General features: G+C 40.8%; 20 protein-coding genes. 17 read left to right on the forward strand and 3 right to left on the reverse strand.

Annotated elements, in window-relative coordinates; translation table 11 throughout:
* Position 1: 1 nt before the first annotated feature.
* From nqrE to dinB, 7 genes are all read left to right on the forward strand, one after another.
* Complete coding sequence (nqrE, locus tag AN944_RS05930) at positions 2 to 610, forward strand: NADH:ubiquinone reductase (Na(+)-transporting) subunit E (RefSeq protein ID WP_055023683.1); 609 nt, start codon at positions 2 to 4, stop codon at positions 608 to 610.
* 45 nt (positions 611 to 655) lie between these two features.
* On the forward strand, positions 656 to 1,903 hold the full coding sequence (gene nqrF / locus AN944_RS05935; protein WP_055023684.1) for an NADH:ubiquinone reductase (Na(+)-transporting) subunit F: 1,248 nt from the start codon (positions 656 to 658) through the stop codon (positions 1,901 to 1,903).
* Positions 1,904 to 2,039: 136 nt separating this feature from the next.
* The gene (locus AN944_RS05940; protein ID WP_082419935.1) at positions 2,040 to 3,053 is read left to right on the forward strand and encodes an FAD:protein FMN transferase; all 1,014 of its coding nucleotides are present in this window, start codon (positions 2,040 to 2,042) and stop codon (positions 3,051 to 3,053) included.
* 58 nt (positions 3,054 to 3,111) lie between these two features.
* The gene (nqrM, locus tag AN944_RS05945) at positions 3,112 to 3,333 is read left to right on the forward strand and encodes a (Na+)-NQR maturation NqrM (RefSeq protein WP_055023787.1); all 222 of its coding nucleotides are present in this window, start codon (positions 3,112 to 3,114) and stop codon (positions 3,331 to 3,333) included.
* A gap of 389 nt (positions 3,334 to 3,722) precedes the next feature.
* On the forward strand, positions 3,723 to 4,193 hold the full coding sequence (gene bfr, locus AN944_RS05950; protein ID WP_055023686.1) for a bacterioferritin: 471 nt from the start codon (positions 3,723 to 3,725) through the stop codon (positions 4,191 to 4,193).
* Between the two features lie 12 nt (positions 4,194 to 4,205).
* A complete protein-coding gene (gene bfr, locus AN944_RS05955; protein ID WP_055023687.1) occupies positions 4,206 to 4,673 on the forward strand; it encodes a bacterioferritin in 468 nt (155 codons plus the stop codon).
* Positions 4,674 to 4,985: 312 nt separating this feature from the next.
* Positions 4,986 to 6,065 carry a DNA polymerase IV gene (dinB, locus tag AN944_RS05960; RefSeq protein WP_055023688.1) on the forward strand — a complete coding sequence of 360 codons (1,080 nt, stop codon included), beginning with the start codon at positions 4,986 to 4,988 and terminating at the stop codon, positions 6,063 to 6,065.
* 93 nt (positions 6,066 to 6,158) lie between these two features.
* Here the strand turns inward: dinB and AN944_RS05965 are convergent, their stop codons facing one another.
* Entirely contained in the window at positions 6,159 to 7,619 is a 1,461-nt protein-coding gene (locus AN944_RS05965; RefSeq protein WP_055023689.1) for an aminoacyl-histidine dipeptidase, read from the reverse strand.
* Positions 7,620 to 7,859: 240 nt separating this feature from the next.
* Between AN944_RS05965 and AN944_RS05970 the strand changes: the two genes are divergently transcribed.
* The 4 genes from AN944_RS05970 (at position 7,860) to AN944_RS05985 (ending at position 14,167) form a co-directional block, all read left to right on the forward strand.
* Positions 7,860 to 9,419, forward strand: a complete 1,560-nt coding sequence (locus tag AN944_RS05970; protein ID WP_055023690.1) for a leucyl aminopeptidase family protein — start codon at positions 7,860 to 7,862, stop codon at positions 9,417 to 9,419.
* 849 nt (positions 9,420 to 10,268) lie between these two features.
* Complete coding sequence (locus AN944_RS05975) at positions 10,269 to 11,558, forward strand: NCS2 family permease (protein ID WP_055023691.1); 1,290 nt, start codon at positions 10,269 to 10,271, stop codon at positions 11,556 to 11,558.
* 214 nt (positions 11,559 to 11,772) lie between these two features.
* On the forward strand, positions 11,773 to 12,882 hold the full coding sequence (proB, locus tag AN944_RS05980; RefSeq protein ID WP_055023692.1) for a glutamate 5-kinase: 1,110 nt from the start codon (positions 11,773 to 11,775) through the stop codon (positions 12,880 to 12,882).
* A 16-nt stretch (positions 12,883 to 12,898) separates the two neighbouring features.
* On the forward strand, positions 12,899 to 14,167 hold the full coding sequence (locus tag AN944_RS05985) for a glutamate-5-semialdehyde dehydrogenase (protein WP_055023788.1): 1,269 nt from the start codon (positions 12,899 to 12,901) through the stop codon (positions 14,165 to 14,167).
* A 104-nt stretch (positions 14,168 to 14,271) separates the two neighbouring features.
* On the opposite strand, the gene AN944_RS05990 is transcribed toward AN944_RS05985, so the two are convergent.
* Together AN944_RS05990 and AN944_RS05995 are read right to left on the reverse strand one after the other, a co-directional pair.
* Positions 14,272 to 14,601, reverse strand: coding sequence for a hypothetical protein (locus tag AN944_RS05990; protein ID WP_225442089.1), 330 nt, complete (start codon positions 14,599 to 14,601; stop codon positions 14,272 to 14,274).
* A 133-nt stretch (positions 14,602 to 14,734) separates the two neighbouring features.
* Positions 14,735 to 15,634, reverse strand: coding sequence for a DMT family transporter (locus AN944_RS05995; protein ID WP_055023694.1), 900 nt, complete (start codon positions 15,632 to 15,634; stop codon positions 14,735 to 14,737).
* Positions 15,635 to 15,906: 272 nt separating this feature from the next.
* On the opposite strand from AN944_RS05995, the gene dnaK reads away from it, so the two are divergent.
* From dnaK to carA, 6 genes are all read left to right on the forward strand, one after another.
* Entirely contained in the window at positions 15,907 to 17,826 is a 1,920-nt protein-coding gene (dnaK, locus tag AN944_RS06000; RefSeq protein ID WP_055023695.1) for a molecular chaperone DnaK, read from the forward strand.
* A gap of 87 nt (positions 17,827 to 17,913) precedes the next feature.
* Positions 17,914 to 19,044 carry a molecular chaperone DnaJ gene (gene dnaJ, locus AN944_RS06005; RefSeq protein WP_055023696.1) on the forward strand — a complete coding sequence of 377 codons (1,131 nt, stop codon included), beginning with the start codon at positions 17,914 to 17,916 and terminating at the stop codon, positions 19,042 to 19,044.
* A gap of 214 nt (positions 19,045 to 19,258) precedes the next feature.
* Positions 19,259 to 20,050 carry a M48 family metallopeptidase gene (locus AN944_RS06010; RefSeq protein ID WP_055023697.1) on the forward strand — a complete coding sequence of 264 codons (792 nt, stop codon included), beginning with the start codon at positions 19,259 to 19,261 and terminating at the stop codon, positions 20,048 to 20,050.
* Positions 20,051 to 20,157: 107 nt separating this feature from the next.
* Positions 20,158 to 20,772: an FKBP-type peptidyl-prolyl cis-trans isomerase gene (locus AN944_RS06015; protein WP_055023698.1), complete on the forward strand. Its 615-nt coding sequence runs from the start codon at positions 20,158 to 20,160 to the stop codon at positions 20,770 to 20,772.
* A 52-nt stretch (positions 20,773 to 20,824) separates the two neighbouring features.
* Positions 20,825 to 21,637, forward strand: coding sequence for a 4-hydroxy-tetrahydrodipicolinate reductase (dapB, locus tag AN944_RS06020; protein WP_055023699.1), 813 nt, complete (start codon positions 20,825 to 20,827; stop codon positions 21,635 to 21,637).
* A gap of 181 nt (positions 21,638 to 21,818) precedes the next feature.
* Positions 21,819 to 22,976, forward strand: a complete 1,158-nt coding sequence (gene carA, locus AN944_RS06025; RefSeq protein ID WP_119968453.1) for a glutamine-hydrolyzing carbamoyl-phosphate synthase small subunit — start codon at positions 21,819 to 21,821, stop codon at positions 22,974 to 22,976.
* The last annotated feature ends 11 nt before the right edge of the window (positions 22,977 to 22,987 follow it).

Here is a 22,987-nt window from a genome sequence, read left to right on the forward strand (position 1 = left end):
AATGGAACATTATATTAGTCTGTTAATTCGTTCAATATTCATTGAGAACATGGCATTAGCCTTCTTCTTGGGTATGTGTACCTTCTTGGCTGTGTCTAAGAAAGTCACAACTGCGATGGGACTTGGTGTAGCAGTAATTGTGGTTCTTGCCATTGCTGTACCAGTTAACCAAATCATCTATCAAGGTTTATTAGCACCCGGCGCACTCGCTTGGGCAGGTGTACCTGATGCAGATTTGAGCTTCTTGAAGTTCATTACTTTCATCGGTGTTATCGCTGCACTCGTACAAATTTTGGAAATGGCGTTAGATAAGTACTTTCCTCCTTTGTATAACGCGTTAGGTATTTTCTTACCATTGATTACCGTCAACTGTGCGATTTTTGGTGCAGTATCATTCATGGTTGAGCGTGACTACAACCTAGGTGAGAGCTTGGTATTCGGTATCGGCTCAGGTATTGGTTGGGCATTAGCAATCGTATTGTTAGCCGGTCTTCGTGAGAAAATGAAGTATTCTGATGTGCCAAATGGCCTACGTGGTTTAGGGATTACCTTCATCACTTCTGGTTTAATGGCGCTAGGTTTCATGTCGTTCTCAGGTGTCTCTCTTTAAGAGAGACCTTACGACGTATTACTTTGAACCTTAAAGGATAAGTTAATGGATATTCTTAACGCTACTCCAATAGATGTATATCTAGGTGTGAGTATGTTTACTGCAATCGTTTTGATCTTAGTATTAGTGATCCTATTCGCTAAATCTAAGCTGGTTGCAAGCGGTGATATCACTATCTCAATCAATGATGATAGCGACAAAGCAATTAAAACAGGTGCGGGAAGCAAGTTACTTGGCGCATTAGCTGATAACGGTATTTTCGTATCAAGTGCCTGTGGTGGCGGTGGCTCTTGTGGTCAGTGTCGTGTGAATGTGAAATCAGGTGGTGGTGATATTTTACCGACCGAGCTTGATCACATCAGTAAAGGTGAAGCTCGTCAGGGTTGTCGTTTAGCCTGTCAGGTTAACGTTAAAACTGACATGGATATCGAACTTGATGAAGAAATCTTCGGCATCAAGAAGTGGGAATGTGAAGTTATCTCTAACGATAACAAAGCAACCTTCATTAAAGAGCTTAAGCTACAAATTCCTGATGGCGAATCAGTGCCTTTCCGCGCTGGTGGTTACATCCAAATTGAAGCGCCAGCTCACCATGTTAAATATGCAGATTTTGATGTACCTGCAGAGTATCGTGGCGACTGGGAGCACTTTGGCTTCTTCAACCTTGAATCTAAAGTTGATGAAGAAACTATTCGTGCATACTCAATGGCTAACTACCCAGAAGAGTTTGGAATTATTATGTTGAACGTGCGTATTGCTACGCCGCCTCCACGTAACCTAACTCTACCTTGTGGTAAAATGTCTTCGTACATTTGGAGCCTGAAAGAAGGTGATAAAGTCACTATTTCTGGTCCATTTGGTGAGTTCTTCGCAAAAGAAACTGATGCTGAAATGGTGTTTGTTGGTGGTGGTGCTGGTATGGCACCAATGCGCTCACACATCTTCGATCAACTTAAGCGTCTTAACTCTAAGCGTAAGATGAGCTTCTGGTACGGCGCACGTTCTAAGCGTGAAATGTTCTACGTAGAAGACTTTGATGGCTTAGCTGCAGCAAATGAAAACTTCGAATGGCATGTTGCGTTATCTGATCCGCAAGAAGAAGATAACTGGGACGGATACACGGGTTTCATTCACAACGTATTGTATGAAAACTACCTACGTGACCATGATGCGCCGGAAGATTGTGAGTTCTACATGTGTGGACCTCCAATGATGAATGCTGCTGTTATCGGTATGCTTAAAGACTTAGGTGTTGAAGATGAAAACATCTTACTCGATGACTTTGGTGGCTAATGTGCTAATCGCAAATGATTAGATATAATCCTAAAAGACATTGAACGTCATAAATTGCAGCTTGCTGACACGGAGGTCATCTTCGTTAAGTAAGCTGCATTTTTTTATGTTAGATAACCCTAATTTGAAGTTTGAGATGATTAATATTTCTTTTAAAGCACTGCTTGTATCTTTGGTTGTATTACTTCTAACTGCTTGTGGAAGTGAAGACGATATTGTGTCGTTATCGGGCAATACTATGGGAACGACTTACCACATCAAAGTGGTGAGAAATGATCGCTTACCGACCACCCAACTATTGCAAGCGGAAATCGACATTGCGCTTGAGTTAGTGAATGACCAAATGTCGACTTATCGACCTAAGTCAGAATTGTCTCGTTTCAATAAGCTGTCAGTAAACCAAAGCATCACTGTTTCGGAAGATACCATCAAGGTATTTAAAGAAGGGGTACGATTATACAATGTGACAGGTGGTGCGTTAGATATCACATTAGGCCCACTGGTTAATCTTTGGGGGTTTGGGCCAGACAAGCGCCCTACGGAAATACCAAGCCAAGAAACCATTGATATCGTTAAAGCAAAGGCTGATATTCATGGCTTTACCATTAATGGGCTAAAGATTACTAAAACTAACCCCGACTTGTATGTGGATTTGTCTTCACTTGCTAAGGGTTATGGCGTAGATAAAATAGCTAACTTACTTAATAAGTATCAGGTAGCGGGTTACTTAGTTGAAATTGGTGGTGAGATCAGTGTTAAAGGTGTGAAGGATGATGGTTCGCCTTGGCGTATTGCAGTTGAAAAGCCAACGACTGAGGGTGGCGTCATCCAGCAGGTCGTAGAACCTGGCAATATGGCTTTAGCTACATCAGGTGATTACCGTATTTATTATGAAGAAGAGGGTGAGCGATTCTCGCACCTCATCGACCCTAGAACGGGTTACCCAATTAAACACAAGTTAGCTTCAGTCACAGTATTACATCCTAGTAGTATGACTGCTGATGCGTATGCTACGGCAATGATGGTACTGGGTACCGAAGCGTCATTGGCACTTGCTCATGAGCAGAACTTACCAGTTATGTTGATTGAGAAAGATGACGACCATTACGAAGTCTTTTATAGTGAAGCTTACGGGCCTTATATTCAGTAAGTGGCGATTAAGCTTTATTGGCAATACAATGATAAAGAAGTATAAGTGAGAAATTATGATGAGTACCTTTATAGCGGCCTTTGTCGTGTTGTTATTATTTTTCCTATTAATGTCTGTTGGCTACATTATTAAGCGTAAAGCTGTAGAAGGCAGTTGCGGTGGTCTTGGTGTTCTTGGCATCGAAAAAGCTTGTGATTGCGATGATCCGTGCGATAAAAGAAAACGTCGAATGGCGGAATCTGAGCGTGAAGCTAAGCTAAATCAGAACCGTATTATTTAACCTTTATCTCATCGCGATACTCAAAGCGATTTAGCGGATCTAGGTTAATTAAATAGCCCAATGAGGTTTATCTCATTGGGCTTTTTTATGTCTGAAATAGTTTGTCATCTCATTCGATACAAAATTTACAAAAATCTTTTTAGGTAACATTTTACGATTAATCTGTGATCAAGCGCATGTAGCGTTTTTGTATTTTTAACCTATAACCGTGATTCCATTGAAGTTAACGGTATTTAAACTAAAGTGAAACTAGTTAATAACCTAAGTTGTAATGATAATGATTATCACTAATCAAGTGTATGATTTTAAAGGGTATTTGTAATTAATGAACGTATGTACTATCCTGTTGGAAATTGATCCAGATCAATCTTGAATTAAAGGACAGAATTATGAAAGGCCACCCTAAAGTAATTAGTCAGCTGAATAAAGTGCTGACGTGTGAGTTAACTGCCATTAACCAGTATTTCCTACATGCACGCATGTTCAAACATTGGGGTTTAGAAAACCTGAATGAAAAAGAATACAAGAAATCGATTCAAGATATGAAGCATGCCGACAAGCTAATTGAGCGTGTGTTATTTCTGGAAGGATTACCCAATTTACAGCAACTCGATAAGTTACGTATTGGTGAGCATTGTGAAGAGATGCTTGATTGTGACGAGCAAGCGTTAACCGAGCAGCTTGTCGTACTGAAAGAAACCATCAAGTTGTGTGAAGCAGAGCGTGACTATGTGAGTCGTGATCTACTTGAAGATTTACTCGAAGATGAAGAAGAACATCTTGATTGGATTGAGTCTCAAAAAGAACTAATCAATCAAACAGGTATTCAAAATTACCTTCAATCACAAATTAAAGATTAATAGGAATTTAACATGAAAGGTCATCCAGAAGTTATTGCAGCGCTAAACGCACTATTAACCGGTGAATTGTCGGCGATGGATCAATATTTTGTTCATGCTCATATGTATGAAGATTGGGGATTTGATGAGTTATACACTCGTATTCTTCATGAATCAGACGATGAAAAAGCGCATGCTGCCAAGTTAGTACAACGTATTTTATTCTTAGAAGGTACTCCAGACGTTGCGAGTCGTGAAGCACTCAACATAGGTAAAGATGTTGAAGAGATGCTGAAAAATGATTTGAACTACGAGTATGCCGTTGCTGATCATTTACGTGAAGTCATTGCACTTTGTGAAGAAAAAGAAGATTTCCAAACTCGTGAAATCTTAGAAGTATTATTAGATGATACTGAATCAGATCATATGTACTGGTTAGAAAAACAAATTCGACTGATTGATCGTGTTGGATTACAGAACTATTTACAGACGAAAATGTAAAAAGTCACTGGTATTAACAAGCCCAACAATGTTGGGCTTTTTTGTTTTTATACTAAGTTACTTGGTGAAAAAGTCACTATAAAAGGGCTTAGATAAATAATGTGTAACAGACATCTCCGTAACTAAATCACCATGTTAAGTCGCAAACGCTTGTTGAAATAGCTAATTTCGGTTCATTGATAAGCAGATTTGATTCAAATATCAGCGTTACTAGTGTTATTATACGACACTGTTTATTTATACAGTGATTTTATCCATCTGCTATGATAAATTAATTAATCAGTTAATGAGCTAGAAAGAGCTTGCTTGAAAATGGTCCGTAAAATTATTCATATCGACATGGATTGTTATTTTGCAGCGGTGGAGATGAGAGATTTTCCAGAATTGCGTGGCAAACCCTTAGCTGTGGGGGGCAGAAGCGATCGCAGAGGCGTGATCAGCACGTGTAATTATGAAGCTCGCCAGTTTGGTGTACGCTCTGCTATGTCGAGTTATCAGGCGTTAAAATTATGCCCAGATCTCACTTTAGTGCCAGGTCGAATGGATGTCTATAAATCAATTTCCGTACAAATTAGAGCTATCTTTCATCGCTATACCGATTTAGTTGAGCCTTTATCTTTAGACGAAGCCTACCTAGATGTCACGGACTGCCATGCTCACAAGGGTAGTGCCACTTTAATTGCTAAGGCGATTCGTCAAGAAATACTCGATGAAACCGGGTTAACAGCATCAGCAGGTGTTGCGCCCATTAAGTTTCTTGCCAAAATTGCTTCAGATTTAAATAAGCCCAATGGGCAGTATGTTATCCCTCCTGAAGATATTAACGCCTTCGTAAAGCCATTAACGCTGAATAAAATTCCTGGCGTGGGTAAAGTGACCTCGGCAAAGCTAGCCGCCCTTGGTCTAACAACTTGTGAAGACGTGCAACATTACCCAAGTGATAAACTGATTGCAGCATTTGGTAAATTTGGTCGAGTTCTGATTGAACGTGCGCAAGGTATCGATAATCGGACAATCAGCCCCAATCGAGTCAGGAAATCGGTCGGAGTTGAAACCACACTAGCACAAGATATCTTTACGCTTGAGCAGTGCAATAATGTCATGCCGCAGTTAATTCAAGAACTCATTGCTCGAGTTCACCGCAGTGCAAAGGATAGGCAAATTCATAAGCAAGTGGTTAAGCTTAAGTTTAATGATTTTAAACAGACCACGATTGAACACCGTAGTGATGAAATATCATTGAACCTGTTTCATGATTTATTAAGCCAAGCTCTAGCGCGAGCAAATGGCAGGGGGATTCGTCTAGTCGGCGTGTCGGTCGGATTAGCTGATATTGAAATTGATACCAAGGATAAACAGTCGAACACTGAACAACTTGATTTAAACTTTTAAGCGGATGCGTATTTTACTGACTACTCGCTTCGCTTAAATGAAAAAGGCTGCCTTTCTCAATGAGAATGGCAGCCTTTTTGACGTTTTTACTAATTAGTCTTTTGCTGGAATACGTTCAAGTACCGCAAGCAGTAACTCCCAGTATTGTCCAACGGTTGTGATATTAACCATTTCATCAGGACTATGCGGGAAGCGAATTGTAGGACCAATAGATACCATATCCATAGTCGGGTAGGGTTCTTTAAACAGACCACATTCAAGACCTGCGTGGATCACCATGATCGTAGGGTCTTTTTTATAAATGTCGTTATAAGTGTCACGAACTATCGCCATTACAGGTGAGTTATTATCAGGTTTCCAGCCAGGGTATGCGCCTGAAAGTTCGATACTTGCACCTGATAAGTTAGCTAATGCTGTTAACTGAGTTTCGATTTCTTCACGACCGGAGTTTATTAACGAGCGGATAAGGCATAGGACTTCTACAGACTCATTTTCAGTGTTGATAACACCGACATTCAGTGATGTTTCTGTTACGCCTTCAACTTCATCACTCATACGCATAACGCCATTCGGGCAAGCATGAAGTAAGTCAATTAAGGTATTCTGCGCTTCTTCGCCGATGACCTTTTCTGGTGTCTCGATTGATTCAAGTGTCAGTAACATGTCAGGATCGGCAATCGATAGCTCTGCACGTACTAAGGCTTGGAACTCAGTAATCGCTTGTTCAAGTTTTACTTGGTTTTCACTAGGTAACATAAAGCTGATATTCGCTTCACGAGGAATCGCATTACGTAATGAACCACCAGTAAAGTTGACTAATTCAAGTGCTAAATCGTCCGCATAAATGAATAGGAATCGTGCTAATAATTTATTCGCATTACCACGACCTAAATGAATGTTCACACCAGAGTGACCACCTTTAAGTCCCGACAAGGTTAATTTGAAGCTAGCATTGGTTTGCTCAGGGGCTTGCCACGACATCGGCACGCTTATTTGCGCATCGACACCGCCAGCGCAACCCATATAAATTTCGCCTTCCTGTTCAGAATCGGTATTAATTAAAATATCAGCATCAAGCATGCCTGCTTCGAGTCCAAAAGCGCCGGTCATGCCAGCTTCTTCATCAATAGTTAACAAGACTTCTAATGGGCCGTGTTTAATGTCATCAGCACCTAACACTGCAAGAGCTGATGCCATACCGATACCATTATCAGAGCCCAATGTGGTGCCGTTAGCTTTTACCCATTCACCATCGACATAGGCTTCAATAGGGTCTTTTTCAAAATCATGAACTTTGTCTGCATTCTTTTGCGGCACCATATCAATATGGGCTTGAAGTACCACGACTTTTCTATTTTCCATGCCTGGGTAGGCTGTTTTTTTGATGATAAGGTTACCGACCTTATCTTCAATAACGCTAAGATTTTTTGATTTTGCCCACTGTTGAATGTGCGCACTTAAAGCATGTTCAAACTTTGATGGATGCGGGATAGAACAAATTTGTTCGAACCATTGCCATAGTGGCTGAGGGTATAATTGATTAATCGCTGTCACGGAGACTCCCTTATAGTTATGAGGTGGGAATAGATGAACCACAGTTTACCATAATGATTTGTACAGACAGTGATCTGGATGATTTGATTGTTCGAAACCTGACTAAAATCTGTAAATAAATATTAACCATTTTACAGAGTAAAAATATGTACTTTGCTCACTTATAGCCGCTATTATCAATGGATATAAAGCGCACTAAATTTCTCATACCTTACATAATAAAAATCAAAAGGAAGGCTCATGTTGCAAGCAAATGTTGTCGATGTAAAAAATGAAGATGCGATATTTGAAGGACAAGGCTGGGATGCCGTCATTGTTATCACCACTGACTTAAATGACATCAAACAAGATGAAATTAAATTGTTAGCCAGTCACGGCAAACAAATTGATAACCGTATTGGCCAAAGTGCCACCTTATTATTTGCTCCGGGGTTAGCGGGTGGAAGGTTAATTATTTCCCCTGTAAGCGCAGCGTCTAATGAATACAGTGATGTTAGCGTGTTTGCTAAAGCGGCTAGAGAAGGGCTTGCTATTGCAAAAAGTGCAGGCGCAGTTAAACCGTTATTAGTTGTTAATCAACAAAACCAAAGCCGCTACCAATATGCTCAACAAGTGTCAGCTTTAGCTTGTGGTCAAGAGTTATGGCAATCACTAGAGTTAAGAGAGGCGACTCAAGCTGAAGGGCAATCTATACAAGCATCAGTCACTGAAATTGGCTTGTTAACCAGTCAGTCTGAAGGTCATTCATTTAGTGATCTAATCAATGCTGTTGAAGCCGGTAAAATTTTAACTCGAGATCTGTGTGGTACAGAGCCTGAAAGAATGGCCGCCCCAGCTTTTGCTGATTATTGTGTTGATGCATTCACAGGATCTGGTTTATCTGTATCTGTAATAGAAGAGCAAGAAGAGCTTGAACGTGATTACCCATTACTTTGTGCGGTTGGACGGGCTTCTTTCTCGGTGCAAAGGCATCAACCACGCGTTGTCAAAGTTGAGTATGTGGGTGAAGGTACTATCGAAAAAACCTTATTCTTTGCTGGTAAAGGGGTGATCTACGATACCGGTGGTGCTGACATTAAAGTTGCAGGTGGTATGGCTGGCATGAGCCGAGATAAAGGTGGCGCTGCGGTAGTCGCAGGTTTAATGAAAACATTATCTATTCTAAAACCAAAAGGGCTGCGAGTCGTGGCCGAATTAGGGTTAGTCAGAAACAGCATTGGCAGTAATGCATTTGTCCCTGATGAAATTATTAAAAGTCATGCAGGTGTCAGGGTTCGCATTGGTAATACCGATGCAGAAGGGCGCCTAGTGTTGGCTGATTTATTGTCACATTTACGTATAAAAGCGACGACTGCAGTCAACCCTCAATTATTTTCTGTGGCAACATTAACTGGGCACGTAGTACGTTGTTACGGCGGTTATACCGCTGTTGTAGAAAATGCTGTAGCAAAAAAAGTGGGTATTAGCCAAGACTTAGAACAAATATCAGCCTTATGGGGTGAATCATTTGAGGTTTCAAGGTTGCGAAGTGATGACTTTAATAAAGTGAATAATATTTCTGGAGAAGGCGAATTATTATCATCCAATAATGGCCCATCAGCCATTACTGCTCGAGGACATCAATACCCTGCTGCCTTCTTAATAAATGCATCAGGCCTTGATAATCATGGGTTGAATTCGTCACAACCTATGCCGTTCGCTCATATTGATATCGCAGGTAGTGCAACAGAAGGACACCCTTTATATGGCAAACCGACAGGTGAACCTTTGGTAACTTTATTACAGAATGCGATAAAATAAGTATCTAGTTGTATTATTTTTGTTCAAGCACAATATGTAGTGGCTTTGTCACTTAGGTGACAAAGCTTAATATTTATAAAATGACTAAAAACTGTAATAAATTTCCCTTTTTAAGGTTTTTTTTAAATAATTAAAATAATACTTGTAATTAAATTACATTTTGGTATTATTGTTCTCGTTGAAGAGCAACGGTGCTTTTCAATTCTAGTTAATCCAGGATGGATAAAGTCTCCAAGGAATCGAGTGATAAGTTGTCTCAACGGATTGAGAAAAGTAAGTTCCAAGGAACCGAGCCCAGCAAGACTAGGTTTTAAACAACTTTATTTGGAGTATTTACTATGTCTTATACAGGCAATCAATATATTTATTGGCAAAACACTTGGTTAAGTTCTAATGCTTTAGCTGGTGGTTTATATGCCATGACCTTCAAGGGCTAACCCATCCTTGATTGTAAGTTTGACCCGTATCAACCCTTTTTTCTGTCGTCTTTTAGGCGAATTTAGACAAACGATAAATTAGTTCTCTATTGCTAATTTATATTGAAGTTTTATCACTTAATTGTGATGCAGTTTTCCTCTCCCCATACTGGAAAACTTTTTAACTTGTCAGCCTGCTCTTTGAGCAGGCTTTTTTTTTGCCTGCCTAACACGTCTTACTTCAAATCAAACGATTAAATTGTCTTTCTTACAAATATGAGTGTTTATAGTGTGAACATGGCTATACGCCATATAAATACCTATAATCGCGTTCATTAAAGTGTCATATTTTGATGTGCTTTCAGTCCGTTATTTGACCTTTAGCCCAATTAAATCACGCTTATTAACTCCCTTTTTTAAGGATTTACGTTTCATGTTAGAGAAACTGTTCAAGCTAAAAGACAATCAATCTAGTTTAAAACAAGAAGTTATCGCAGGTATAACCACCTTTTTGACAATGGCTTACATTATTTTTGTCAATCCAATGATGTTAGCTGATGCAGGCATGGATCAAGGTGCTGTTTTTGTTGCGACTTGTTTAGCCGCTGCAATTGGTTGTCTTATTATGGGGTTGGTCGCTAATTATCCTATTGCTTTAGCTCCTGGAATGGGATTAAACGCCTTTTTCACATACACAGTTGTAGGGGAAATGGGTTATAGCTGGGAAACAGCACTCGGCGCAGTGTTCATGTCTGGTATCTGTTTCTTAGTATTGTCGCTGGTAAAAATTCGAGAGTGGATTGTTAATAGTATTCCGATGAGTTTACGACTTGGTATTGCCGCAGGTATTGGTCTTTTTTTAGCTTTTATTGGCTTAAAAGCAGCGGGAATAGTCGTGGCGAGCCCAGCGACCTTAGTTACCATGGGAGATATTACGTCGTTTCCGGCTGTGATGGCGGCACTTGGTTTTTTCCTCATTATTGCAATGGTACAACGTGGACTTAAAGCATCGGTTATTTTGAGTATTTTCATTGTTACCATTCTTGGTTTGATTTTTGGTGATGTCACTTATGGCGGCATTGTGTCTATGCCGCCTTCAGTTGCGCCGACATTCATGAAAATGGACCTGTCTAGCGTACTGGAAATCAGTATGATTTCGGTGATTTTTGCGTTCTTATTTGTCGATTTATTTGATACATCAGGTACGCTGGTTGCAGTTGCTCAGCGTGGTGGCTTTTTAGATGAGCAAGGCCGCCTTCCAAGAGTCAAGCGTGCATTAAGTGCTGACAGTTTGGCGACAGTGGCTGGTGCGACTTTAGGTACATCAACAACAACCAGTTATATTGAAAGTACAGCTGGGGTGAGCGCTGGTGGAAGAACCGGCTTAACTGCGGTTGTCGTTGGTCTTTTGTTTATTCTTTCTTTGTTTTTTGCCCCGTTAGCTGGGATGGTTCCGGCTTATGCGACTAGTGGTGCATTATTTTATGTTGCCATTTTAATGATGTCTGGTTTAGTCAATGTGGAATGGGAAGATCTTACAGAAGCAGCACCAGTGGTGATAGTGTGCTTACTAATGCCATTGACGTTTTCTATCGCTAATGCGATAGGTTTTGGCTTTATCTCATATGCCGTCATTAAGGTATTAACGGGCCGCTTTAAAGATCTTAACTTAGGGATTTTATTCATTGCATTATTGTTTTTAGCTAAATTCATTTATGGCTAAAATGGTATGTAGCAGTCGTTATCGCGTGTAAAGCAATAATCGATGGCTTTGTTATGTTTATATTAAGGGTTATGTAATGCATAGCCCTTTTTTGTGCGTCATCTAAAATTTAACAGTGAATATATTTATCCCTAGTAATGGATAGCTGTTATTTTCTGTATTTATTAGGTATAAAAATCTTTCATTAAACAATTTTTGTTGGGATAAGGTACAAATGGGTTACCAGCGGATCGTAATCAAGTTAGGCACCAGTGTGCTCACATCAGGCAGCAGAAGCCTTGATAAAGCGCATATGGTTGAATTGGCTAGGCAAATGGCTTTGTTAATGCGCTCAGGCGTTGAAGTCGTATTATGTACTTCAGGCGCAATAGCTGCCGGACGTGAACATCTGCAATACCCCGTACTTCCCGATACGATGCCCAATAAGCAATTGTTAGCAGCCGTAGGGCAAAGCCAGCTGATTTTAGCTTGGTCTGAATTGTTCAGCATATACGGTCTGCATGTCGGACAGTTATTACTGACTCGTGCAGACTTGCGAGATAGAGAGCGATACCTTAACGCTAGAGATACGCTCAACGCCTTGCTAGATAATAATATTATTCCAATCATTAATGAAAATGATGCGGTTGCGACTAACGAAATTAAAGTTGGCGATAACGATAATTTATCCGCTCGCGCAGCACTACTTTGTGACGCAGATTTATTAGTGTTATTAACTGATCAAAAGGGGTTATTTGATGCTGACCCTCGAACCAACCCTGATGCCAAGCTTATCTCGTCGGTAAAAAATATTGATGCTGATTTACGCTCGCTCGCTGGCGGGGCAGTTTCAGGGTTGGGCACGGGAGGAATGGCGACAAAGCTCGAAGCGGCTGACATTGCTAGACGTGCAGGCATTGAGGTCGTTATAGCTTCTGGGCATCATCTCAATGTCATCACAAAAGTGGCCAATAAAGAACCCGTAGGGACACATTTTAGTGCTATTGATAATCCACTGGAAAGTCGCAAACAATGGATTTTAGCAGGTCCAGCTTCAGAAGGGCGCTTAGTGTTAGATTCAGGCGCATCAGTTGCCGTCACACAAAACGGTAGAAGTTTATTATCAAAAGGCATTATAAAAGTAGAAGGCAAATTTGAGCGTGGTGCGCCGATAATGTTAGTCGATGAAAAAGGTAAAGTACTCGCAAAAGGGATGAGCCGATATTGTGCAAATGCTTTAGCTTTAATCGCAGGTAAACACTCAAACGAGATAGAAAGTTTACTCGGTTATAACTATGGCGTGGCCGTGGTACATCGTAATGACATGGTATTACTAGATGAATAATTTACAGGACGAAAAAATGTCGAATCAGCAATATTTGCAAACATTAGGTCAGCAAGCTAAAACTGCAAGTTTTCAACTAGCTAATCTATCAAGCCAACAAAAATCAGCACTACTACATTGCATCAGCGAACAACTGACATTGAATACCGATGCGATATTATCTGCCAATGCTAAAGATGTCGCAGCAGCTAAGCAGAATGGGCTAACTGATGCGATGATTGATCGTTTATTACTTGATAAACCAAGATTGGCAGGCATTATCGCGGATATTGATAATGTCATTAATCTAGCTGATCCTGTTGGTAGTGAGTCGGCAAGTCAATTGTTAGATAATGGCTTACGCCTTACCCAACGCCGAGTCCCTTTAGGTGTCGTTGGGGTTATTTATGAAGCACGTCCCAATGTGACAGTAGATATTGCAGTATTAGCACTTAAAACGGGTAATGCCGTTATCTTGCGTGGCGGTAAAGAAACGCTCACCTCAAACCAAGTGTTAAGTGATGTCATTCGCCAAGCCCTGCGAATTCAAGGTTTGCCAGAAGATGCTGTGCAGCTGATTAATTCAACCGATCGTGAACTCGTAACTGGCTTACTGACATTAGATCAATATGTAGACATGATTATTCCTCGTGGTGGTCAAACTTTGCAGCGCTTATGTGCTGAAAAAGCCAGTATTCCTGTCATTTTAGGTGGGATTGGTATTTGTCATTTATACCTGGATAAAATGGCCGATCTCAGTCGCAGTGCAGAAGTGATCATTAACGCGAAAGTACAACGCCCTACAGTATGTAATGCGCTAGATACTTTGTTGATTCATGAAGCGGTTGCTGCAGAATACTTACCTAGATTATTTGAAGAAATGGCCGCATTAGGGGTGAGTTTTTATACCTGTGATAAAACCAAAGCCTTAGTTGATAGTCCTGCTTTTGAGCTACATTCAGCAACTGATGAGAGCTATTCTACAGAGTGGTTATCCTTGACCTTAGGTGTCAAAGTCGTCAGTAATATTGATGATGCTATTGAGCATATTAGAAAGTATTCAAGCGGACACTCAGAAGCCATTTTATCTGATGATATACATGCAACGACCCATTTTTTGAATGAAGTTGATTCTGCTGCTGTGTATGTCAATGCCAGTACTAGGTTCACCGATGGCTCTCAATTTGGCTTAGGAGCTGAAGTTGCCGTAAGTACACAAAAGTTACATGCCCGTGGACCAATGGCGTTGGATGCATTAACGACCTATAAATGGCTTGCAACTGGCGATTACACAGCAAGAAAATGATTTGGGGTTTCGACTTCGTTTTTATACAAAAAGCACTTCGGTGCTTTTTTGTTTTAGCAATGTGGAAAAGCTAATGGCTTGAATGCAGAAAGTAACTGCTAGATCTACATATTATAAATAAGGTGGCTGGGCATAGGAGGGATAGAGAGCCTTAAATAAGTCGCATAACCCCAAACGCACAAGCTGGCTAAAGTCATAAAGATGGCAACGATGCGAGTTGCTTGAACATATTCTTTTAGCAATGGAAAGTATTTGTCTTGAGTCTTATTTGTAAAATACACCGCAGGGAATACAAAAACACATAGGTACATCGCTGGAAATTGTGTCGAAATATCGCCATTTAACAGTTCGTAGAATATGATTAATGCAGTGACCACTAAACTGCTAAGCCTTATTTTTCGCTCAATCGTATCGCTTAAATTCCAACGTGGCATTCCCATTGCCCAGTTCTCCATGTAGTTGAATATTTGTACAATATATTAGTAGCAAGTAATGATGAAGCAATCAACTATCAATAAGAGGATGTACCAGTTGAACGTTAGCTTAATCGAGCTTATCGCTGTTTTATTACGGGTTATTAGCTTTTAGTAATCGAGGTAATAATTTTTGCAGCATTAAGCCCGTCAAAATAAAACATAAGCCAATGTAGGTGCTAATGGTTATGTGCTCTTTTAAGATAACAGCAATAAGGCCAACAGATAATACAGGCGTTAAAAAAACCAAGGTGGTAATGTTCGCCGTTTTCTGTGTTGTTTTAAGTGCCATTAGCCACAACACGAAAGTTAACCCCATCTCGAACAAACCAACATACATGCCAGCCCCTAGAGCTTGCCAACTGATGGATTCAATAGGTTGGTGTAACATCATTGCCACAGTGACAAATGGTAAACCAATTAAGAAACTGAGCAACAGGCTAACGATTGCATCACCATCATCTTTAGTATTAATAACCCAATAAAGGCACCAAATCACAGTGCTACTTAATACAAAGGCTATCCCTGTAGGGCTTTCGAAATTAAATTCACGGATATTACCGCCAGTGGCAATAACATACACTCCGGCATAAGCGATGATTGCCGCAACAGAATCTATCTTAGTGAGCTTATGACCTAATAAAGGCACAGCTAATATCGGTAATAAAATTGCCCAAGTATAGTTGAGTGACAACGCTTGTTGCGCTGGTAGAAGATCATAAGCTTCAAATAACACATAGTAATAAAGAAAAGGGTTTAACAGTCCCGTAAACAAATAAAATAACGGACGACGTTTCAATTGCTTTGAGATTAAAGTGAGTTTTCCTTGAAAGGTGACAATAATGCCAAGAGCAAGTATTGATGTCATCACGGCAACAAATACAAGTTGCAATGGGGTGAAGTAGCCTAATGCAATTTTGAATGCTGTGGCGACAGTTGACCAAAGTAACACAGCCAGCAGGCCATATAGGTATGCGAGAGTAGTATTTGACACGGCCTTTCCAGTGAAATGATGAGGTTGCTATCGGTTAATGTGAGGATTGTATGCAATATGCAAAAGTGGTGCACGGTTTATTTATCGATCCTTAATATATTTTTAATAAAAATTTCGATCTTCCCCCTTGTAATTCAGATCGCTGTCCCAATATATGCATTAAGGCTGATATGAGAGGCTAAAAAATTAGGACTTGAAATTAATAATCCTGACCCCATATCAACAACCATAAGCAAATTAGTAACACTAAAATTTATATTTCGGAGATCCTCATGGGCAAAATTATTGGTATTGACTTAGGCACAACAAACTCTTGTGTAGCTGTCCTTGATGGCGACAAAGCTCGCGTAATTGAGAATGCTGAAGGCGAACGTACTACTTCTTCTATCATCGCATACACTGAAGATGAAACATTGGTAGGTTCACCAGCTAAACGTCAAGCGGTTACCAACCCAACTAACACTTTCTTCGCGATTAAGCGTTTAATCGGTCGTCGTTTTAAAGATGACGAAGTTCAACGTGACGTAGACATCATGCCTTTTAAAATCATTGGTACAGACAATGGTGATGCATGGGTTGAAGCACACGGTAAGAAAATGGCTCCACCACAAGTTTCTGCTGAAATCTTGAAAAAGATGAAAAAGACTGCAGAAGACTTTTTAGGTGAAGAAGTAACAGAAGCAGTTATTACTGTTCCTGCATACTTTAACGATTCACAACGTCAAGCAACTAAAGATGCTGGTCGTATTGCTGGTCTTGATGTTAAACGTATCATCAACGAACCAACTGCTGCTGCACTTGCTTACGGTATCGATAAGAAACAAGGCGACAACGTTGTTGCTGTATACGATTTAGGTGGTGGTACTTTCGATATCTCTATCATTGAAATCGATAGCAATGACGGTGACCAAACGTTCGAAGTACTTGCAACTAACGGTGATACTCACTTAGGTGGTGAAGATTTCGATAACCGTTTAATTAACTACTTAGCTGATGAGTTCAAAAAAGAACAAGGTCTAGATTTACGTAATGACCCATTAGCAATGCAACGTGTTAAAGAAGCGGCTGAAAAAGCTAAGATTGAACTTTCAAGCACAACTCAAACTGAAGTTAACCTGCCATACATCACTGCTGATGCAACAGGTCCTAAGCATTTAGTTGTTAAAGTGACTCGCGCTAAATTAGAGTCTTTAGTTGAAGATCTAATTCAACGTTCTTTAGAGCCGTTAAAAGTTGCGTTAGCAGATGCAGACTTATCAGTATCTGACATCAATGAAGTTATCTTAGTTGGTGGTCAAACACGTATGCCTAAAGTACAGGCTGCAGTAACTGATTTCTTCGGTAAAGAGCCACGTAAAGACGTTAACCCTGATGAAGCTGTTGCAGTAGGTGCGGCAATTCAAGCAGGTGTTCTTTCTGGTGATGTGAAAGATGTCTTGTTACTTGACGTAACACCACTTTCATTCGGTATCGAAACTATGGGTAGTGTAATGACTCGTCTAATCGAGAAAAACACCACTATCCCAACAAAAGCATCGCAAACGTTCTCAACTGCTGATGACAACCAAGCTGCTGTGACTATTCACGTATTGCAAGGTGAGCGTAAGCAAGCGAGCTACAACAAATCTTTAGGTCAATTTAACCTTGAAGGTATTGAGCCAGCTCCACGTGGTCAGCCACAAATTGAAGTTGTATTCGACATTGATGCCGATGGTATCTTAAACGTGTCTGCAACGGATAAGAAAACGGGCAAAGCGCAAAACATCACCATCAAGGCAAACTCAGGTTTATCTGATGAAGAAGTAGAGCAAATGGTTCGTGATGCTGAAGCGCATGCTGATGAAGATGCTAAATTCGAAGAGCTAGTTCAAGCACGTAACCAAGCTGATGGTATGGTTCACGCTACGAAGAAGCAAATCGAAGAAGCGGGTGACGCATTACCAAGCGAAGACAAAGAGAAAATTGAAGCTGCAATGGCTGAAGTTGATACCGCAACTAAAGGTAACGACAAAGAAGCAATTGATAAAGCGACACAAGCATTAATGGAAGCATCTGCTAAGTTAATGGAAATTGCTCAAGCAAATGCACAAGCACAACAAGGTGAAGCGCCTGCACAAGATGCTCAAGAAGCTAAGCCTGAAGATGACGTTGTTGATGCTGAGTTTGAAGAAGTAAAAGACGACAAAAAGTAAGCTAAATTTTTAGTTAACTTTCAGGCGGGCGTTGGGAGAAATCTCTAACGCCCGTTCGTACAATACCTGCTTGAGAAAACTGAGATTATGTCAAAGCGAGATTATTACGAAGTTCTTGGTATCGGTCGTGATGCCAGTGAACGAGAAATCAAAAAAGCCTATAAACGTTTGGCGATGAAGTTTCATCCAGACCGTAACCCTGGCGATCAAGAAGCTGAAGCAAGCTTTAAAGAAGTAAAAGAAGCTTACGAAATTCTCACCGATGCCAATAAAAAAGCGGCTTATGATCAATTTGGTCATGCTGGTGTAGATCCTAACCGTGGCGGCGGCCATGGTGGTGCAGGCGATTTCGGTGATATCTTCGGTGACGTGTTTGGCGATATCTTTGGCGGCGGACGTCGTGGCGGTGGTCAGCGTCAAGCTGCTCGAGGCAGTGACTTACGTTACAACCTTGAACTTTCGCTTGAAGAAGCGGTTCGTGGCCTTACAAAAGAATTACGCATTCCTACGTTAGCATCTTGTGATAGCTGTGACGGTAGCGGTGCTAATAAAGGTTCTTCAGCAACGACTTGTGGCACGTGTCATGGCCAAGGCCAAGTACAAATGCGTCAAGGTTTCTTTGCTGTTCAGCAAGCCTGTCCAACTTGTCATGGTCGCGGTAAGATCATTAAAGACCCATGTAAGAAATGTCATGGTGAAGGTCGTGTTGAAAAGAGCAAAACCTTATCAGTTAAGATCCCTGCTGGTGTTGATACTGGTGACCGTATTCGTTTATCTGGTGAAGGTGAAGCGGGTGAGTTTGGTGCACCTCCTGGAGATTTATATGTTCAGGTTAGTGTACGTGACCATGCAATCTTCACTCGAGATGGTAATAACCTTTATTGTGAAGTGCCAATCTCATTCAGCAAAGCTGCATTAGGTGGCGAAATCGAAGTTCCGACCTTAGATGGCAAAGTGAACCTTAAGATCCCAACAGAAACTCAAACGGGCCGTATGTTCCGTATGCGTGGTAAAGGGGTTAAGTCTGTACGCAGTCATGCCGTTGGCGATTTGCTGTGTAAGGTGGTAATGGAAACGCCTGTTAACTTAAATGAGAAACAAAAAGAATTACTTCGCGAATTTGAATCGACCTTAACAGGCGAGTCAAAGAAGCATAGCCCAAAGGCTGAAGGATTCTTTGATGGTGTTAAGAAGTTCTTTCACGATTTAAATAGCTAATTGTGATTAACTGAACTCACTCATTGAGTATCAAAAAACTGCTTACTTCGGTAAGCAGTTTTTTTTTGATTTTCGAACAGCGCTTCCTTGCTTTGTTGCCTTAGATGAAAAGAGGCAGCAATAGAGCCGTGCATTTAAACCGCGCTTTGGTTTAAAATAATGCATATAAATACAGAGTTATCTCACCAATAAGAATTATTTTAAAGGATATAAAATGAACAAGTTAGTGCCGCTGTTATTTATTTCGCTGTTGATGTCAGCGTGTGCCACCCATAAATCTCCCACTGGTCGTAGTCAAATGTTGTTATTTGATAAAAATAAAATGAACCAGATGGGTGAACAATCTTTTGCTGCCATGAAAAAATCTGAAAAAATTAGTCAAGATAAGCAAAAAACGGCATATGTAAATTGTGTTGCCAATAGAATAACAGCGGTACTACCTGACCAAACCCAGCAATGGGAAGTGGTACTTTTTGACTCAAAGCAGGTAAATGCTTTTGCTTTACCTGGTGGATACATTGGTGTTTATGCCGGGTTACTTGAGGTCGCTGCGGACCAAGATCAGTTAGCAACTGTCGTTGGCCACGAAGTTGCACATGTTCTTGCTCGACACGGCAATGAGCAAGTCTCTCGCTCACAGATGACGAACACGGGTATTCAACTTGCTGACGTTGCTTTAGGTGCTGGTGGTGTCGCGAATAAAGATTTGTATATGGCGGGACTGGGTTTAGGGGCACAAGTTGGCATTTTATTGCCGTTTGGACGAGATCAAGAAAGTGAAGCTGATGAGCTGGGCTTAGAGTTAATGGCTAAAGCGGGTTTTAATCCAGCAATGAGTGTCACTTTATGGCAAAACATGGCCAAAGCGGGTGGTGAGCAAGGGCCTGAATTGTTTTCAACTCACCCGTCACACTCTACACGAATAGCTGATTTACAAGCACTTCAAGACAAAGTATCCCCGTTATATCTGGCTGCAAAAAAACAGTCATTGCCCCAATGTAAATAAGGCTTATGAAAAATAGTCAATATCACCGCAGATTAGCCTACATCAGGTGGTAAAGTGTGCTAAACTGCCCCGCAAATTTTAACTGATGAATTGAGAGTAAATAAGTTATGTCAGAGTTCAACACAATGGAACAGCAAGCAAGTTATGGTGTAGGTCGTCAAATGGGTGAGCAACTTGCAGCTAACTCTTTCGAAGGTATCGATATCCCTGCTGTACAAGCTGGTCTAGCGGATGCGTTTGAAGGTAAAGAAAGCGCTGTTGCAATGGAAGACTTACAAGTGGCTTTCACTGAAATCAGCCGTCGTTTACAAGCTGCTCAAGAAGAAGCTGCTGCAGCTGCTTCTGCAGAAGGCGAAAACTTCCTAGCTGAAAATGCTAAACGTGACGAAGTTACTGTGACTGACTCAGGTCTTCAGTACGAAGTGATTACACAAGGTGAAGGTGAGAAGCCAACACTTGATTCTACTATTCGTGCACATTACCACGGTACTTTCATCAACGGTGACGTTTTCGATAGCTCTGTTACTCGTGGTGAGCCAGCTGAATTCCCAGTGTCTGGTGTTATCGCTGGTTGGACTGAAGCATTACAACTAATGCCAGTTGGTACTAAGCTTAAATTATTCGTTCCACAACACTTAGCTTACGGCGAACGTGGTGCTGGTGCTTCAATCCCGCCATTCTCGGCGTTGGTATTCGAAGTTGAATTATTAGCAATCGTTTAATGATAAACGCCTAAGTTAATCTTAGGCGTTTTTGTATCACTGGGAGAAAGACATGACTGCAAAAGTAAGAGTCGCTGTTGTTGGTGCCAGTGGCCGTATGGGTCGCACATTGATTGAAGCTGCTAAGCAACATGAAATGATTTATTTAGGTGCCGCAGTTGAGCGTAAAGGCTCTACACTTATAGGTGTAGATGCTGGTGAACTCGCTGGCGTTGGTACTATGAATGTCGCGATTACAGATTCATTAGACATAGCATCAGAACACTTTGATGTATTAATTGATTTTACCTCGCCAGAATCGTCTCTTGTTCACCTTGAATGGTGTTCAAAGAATAATAAAGCGATTGTGATTGGCACAACAGGTTTTAATCATGCTCAAAAAGAAATGATTAACGCCTTTGCCGAGCAAACCCCTGTTGTTTTTGCCCCTAATATGTCTGTTGGTGTGAATTTAACCCTAAAATTATTAGAGTTAACCGCTAAAGTGATGGGTGATTACACTGATATCGAGATAACCGAAGGTCATCATCGATTTAAAAAAGATGCTCCTTCAGGTACGGCATTAAAAATGGGTGAGGTAATAGCCGACACTCTAGGTCGTGATCTTGAAGAATGTGCTGTTTATGGTCGTGAAGGTATGACCGGAGAGCGTGATAGGAATACGATTGGCTTTTCTACTATTCGTGCCGGCGATATCGTTGGTGACCACACAGTGATGTTTGCTGATATTGGTGAACGAGTAGAAATAACCCATAAAGCGACCAGTCGAATGACATTTGCTAATGGTGCAATGCGTGCAGCCTATTGGTTATCCGATCAGGATTCAGGCTTGTATGACATGCAGCAAGTATTAGGTCTCAATTAATATTTAAAAAAACCACCGTTGGTGGTTTTTTTTTGGAAATTATTTTTCCCAAAATAAAATAACTAAGCATAGACGCTTTAACTTAATTCATATAAAATCGCTGGAATTTGCCAAAATTTTGTAAATTGGTGGATTTGTAAAAATTAAATACAAATAATTTCAGTGGCTTGGCTCTTATTTTTTGGAGGTCGCGTTGACACAGTCTGCCTTACTCGTACTCGAAGATGGAACCGTTTTCTCTGGCACAGCAATTGGTGCCGATGGACTCACTGTTGGTGAAGTAGTATTCAATACTTCAATGACAGGCTATCAAGAGATTCTAACGGATCCGTCATATTCTCGCCAGATCGTAACTTTAACTTACCCTCATATTGGTAATACCGGCACAAATGATGAAGATACTGAATCTGATTCAGTTCATGCTTGTGGTCTTATCATCCGAGATTTACCTCTATTAGCCAGCAACTTCCGTAACCAACAATCATTAAGTGATTACTTAAAATCAAATAATGTTGTCGGCATAGCGGATATCGATACCCGTAAATTAACCCGTATTTTACGTGAAAAGGGTGCGCAAGCCGGTTGTATTATGGTTGGCGATATCGATGAAGCTAAAGCATTAGCTGCAGCAAAGGCATTCCCTGGTTTAAAAGGCATGGACTTAGCCAAAGAAGTGACGACTGAGTCTACTTATCAATGGCGTAAAGCTAGCTGGCGTTTAGTTGGCGGTTTACCTGATGAGACACCAGCATCAGAACTTAAATATAAAGTTGTTGCTTTCGATTACGGTATTAAGCGTAACATTTTACGTATGTTAGTTGACCGTGGTTGTGATGTGACTGTGGTACCTGCTCAAACTTCTGCAGCAGAAGTATTAGCAATGAATCCAGATGGTATTTTCCTGTCAAACGGTCCAGGTGACCCAGAGCCATGCGATTATGCGATTACAGCCATTCAAGAAATTCTAAAGACTGACATTCCAGTGTTTGGTATTTGTTTAGGTCACCAGTTACTTGCATTAGCATCTGGGGCTAAAACATTAAAAATGAAGTTTGGTCATCATGGTGCCAACCATCCTGTCAGCAATATCGAAAAAGGTAATGTGATGATCACCAGCCAAAACCATGGTTTTGCTGCTGATGAAGCGACGTTACCAGCGAATATTAAAGTGACACATAAGTCATTATTTGATGGGTCATTACAAGGTATTCACCTGACTGATAAACCTGCGTTTAGTTTCCAAGGGCATCCAGAAGCGAGCCCTGGACCGACGGATGCATCACCTTTGTTTGATCATTTCATTGAATTGATTGAGCAATTTCGTCAAAACACTAAATAGTTAGGTCACTC

Source organism: Shewanella sp. P1-14-1 (genome assembly GCF_001401775.1).
GTDB lineage: Bacteria > Pseudomonadota > Gammaproteobacteria > Enterobacterales > Shewanellaceae > Shewanella > Shewanella japonica.

Coding starts and splice junctions, on each gene's coding strand:
- nqrE (WP_055023683.1), top strand. CDS start 2: ATGGAACATTATATTAGTCTGTTAATTCGTTCAATATTCATTGAGAAC.
- nqrF (WP_055023684.1), top strand. CDS start 656: ATGGATATTCTTAACGCTACTCCAATAGATGTATATCTAGGTGTGAGT.
- AN944_RS05940 (WP_082419935.1), top strand. CDS start 2,040: ATGATTAATATTTCTTTTAAAGCACTGCTTGTATCTTTGGTTGTATTA.
- nqrM (WP_055023787.1), top strand. CDS start 3,112: ATGAGTACCTTTATAGCGGCCTTTGTCGTGTTGTTATTATTTTTCCTA.
- bfr (WP_055023686.1), top strand. CDS start 3,723: ATGAAAGGCCACCCTAAAGTAATTAGTCAGCTGAATAAAGTGCTGACG.
- bfr (WP_055023687.1), top strand. CDS start 4,206: ATGAAAGGTCATCCAGAAGTTATTGCAGCGCTAAACGCACTATTAACC.
- dinB (WP_055023688.1), top strand. CDS start 4,986: ATGGTCCGTAAAATTATTCATATCGACATGGATTGTTATTTTGCAGCG.
- AN944_RS05970 (WP_055023690.1), top strand. CDS start 7,860: ATGTTGCAAGCAAATGTTGTCGATGTAAAAAATGAAGATGCGATATTT.
- AN944_RS05975 (WP_055023691.1), top strand. CDS start 10,269: ATGTTAGAGAAACTGTTCAAGCTAAAAGACAATCAATCTAGTTTAAAA.
- proB (WP_055023692.1), top strand. CDS start 11,773: ATGGGTTACCAGCGGATCGTAATCAAGTTAGGCACCAGTGTGCTCACA.
- AN944_RS05985 (WP_055023788.1), top strand. CDS start 12,899: ATGTCGAATCAGCAATATTTGCAAACATTAGGTCAGCAAGCTAAAACT.
- AN944_RS05990 (WP_225442089.1), bottom strand. CDS start 14,601: ATGCCACGTTGGAATTTAAGCGATACGATTGAGCGAAAAATAAGGCTT.
- dnaK (WP_055023695.1), top strand. CDS start 15,907: ATGGGCAAAATTATTGGTATTGACTTAGGCACAACAAACTCTTGTGTA.
- dnaJ (WP_055023696.1), top strand. CDS start 17,914: ATGTCAAAGCGAGATTATTACGAAGTTCTTGGTATCGGTCGTGATGCC.
- AN944_RS06010 (WP_055023697.1), top strand. CDS start 19,259: ATGAACAAGTTAGTGCCGCTGTTATTTATTTCGCTGTTGATGTCAGCG.
- AN944_RS06015 (WP_055023698.1), top strand. CDS start 20,158: ATGTCAGAGTTCAACACAATGGAACAGCAAGCAAGTTATGGTGTAGGT.
- dapB (WP_055023699.1), top strand. CDS start 20,825: ATGACTGCAAAAGTAAGAGTCGCTGTTGTTGGTGCCAGTGGCCGTATG.